This window comes from Pseudomonas laurentiana, assembly GCF_014648275.1.
In the GTDB taxonomy this organism is placed as follows: Bacteria; Pseudomonadota; Gammaproteobacteria; order Pseudomonadales; family Pseudomonadaceae; genus Aquipseudomonas; species Aquipseudomonas laurentiana.
This window is the reverse complement of sequence record NZ_BMQU01000073.1, coordinates 1-1184: the sequence shown is the minus strand read 5'-3', so window position 1 is coordinate 1184 and position 1184 is coordinate 1. Positions and strand designations below refer to the sequence as shown.

The window sequence follows — 1184 nt, the reverse complement described above, 5'->3', positions numbered from 1 at the left end:
CCCGTACCATTCATACAACCCCACTTTCGGTAACGCTTATCCCCAGTAGTTCCATTGCTATTATATATCTTGTTTATACTCAACACCAATTTCGCTATTATTTTGAGCATCAATGTTTCTGTTTTCAACTCAGTCATTTGACCTGATATATCGTTTTACCCCATTCTGTCATCTACATAAAAATTATTTTATTACATCTCCAACGGTCATTGCAATACGTCGCTTTTTTTTTCTTCGCAAAGCGTTTTCCCAATCTGCAGGTGTATAAATTTACGTTGTTAGCTTATATATATATATATATATATATTTATACAAAATATATCCGAATGCTAAAGCCAATGTTTGCATAAACTATATCAAACCCAATTGTGTGACGCCAGTTTTGGTTACTACCACCTGAAAAGTAATATTTTTGTCTACGGCCATATCTAGCAGAAAGCAGAATTTCCCGTCCGATCAATGGTACTTAAGCTGCTAAGAGCCTGACCGAGTAGTGTAGTGGGAGACCATACGCGAAACTCAGGTGCTGTAGTCTCTTCTTTTTTTTTCCTTTTTTCTTTTTTTACCTTGTTTTCGCCTGCCCACGCTAGGACATACCATACCGATAGCATAGCTACAGCTTATACCGCTCATCTGGTATAATATCACTCTTCATATGGTCATTCGTTCCACGTGAAATGCCAATGTCCAACAAGTGCAAAATGAAAAATTTTCTGTCAACTTTCGTCGAGCATCCCTTCATTACTTTCTTCTCTTTCCTTTTCTAAAAGCCTGTCTTTAAGGAGCTTTCCTCTTTATCCGCTTTTCCTTTCACTTCTTCGTACAAACCTACTCAACCTTCTGGTCCTTCTCAATGTTATTCTTTTAGTGTGTGTCCCTTGATACAAGCCTCGTATTGCCCAAAAAAAAAAAAAAAAAAAAAAAGAGAGAGGGAAGAGGGAAAGAAAGAAGAGAGAGAGAAAGGGGAGAAAGGGAAGGAAAAGGGGAAAAAGGGAAAAAAGGGAGGGGAGGAGAGAGAACCTTGTCGTTCAATCTTTATGAGAACAGCACTGTTAAGAGCAATTTACCTTTCACTGTTAAAGGCGCGGAGCGCCCTCATCCTCCGACAGTTTATATTGCTCCTCGTAAGTTATACAATTATATTTCACCCCATGGTCGAATGTGTGAACCTCTGTTGTCTGTTT

The 1184-nt window shown here is 38.6% G+C and carries 1 protein-coding gene and 1 rRNA gene; both read left to right on the top strand.

Annotation, left to right across the window (positions count from 1 at the left end):
• The first annotated feature begins 414 nt into the window (after positions 1 to 414).
• Positions 415 to 535 (top strand): 5S ribosomal RNA (gene rrf, locus IE038_RS25510).
• A 336-nt stretch (positions 536 to 871) separates the two neighbouring features.
• Positions 872 to 1184 (top strand): hypothetical protein (locus IE038_RS25505; RefSeq protein ID WP_229775736.1); only part of this gene is annotated, 313 nt, incomplete at its 3' end.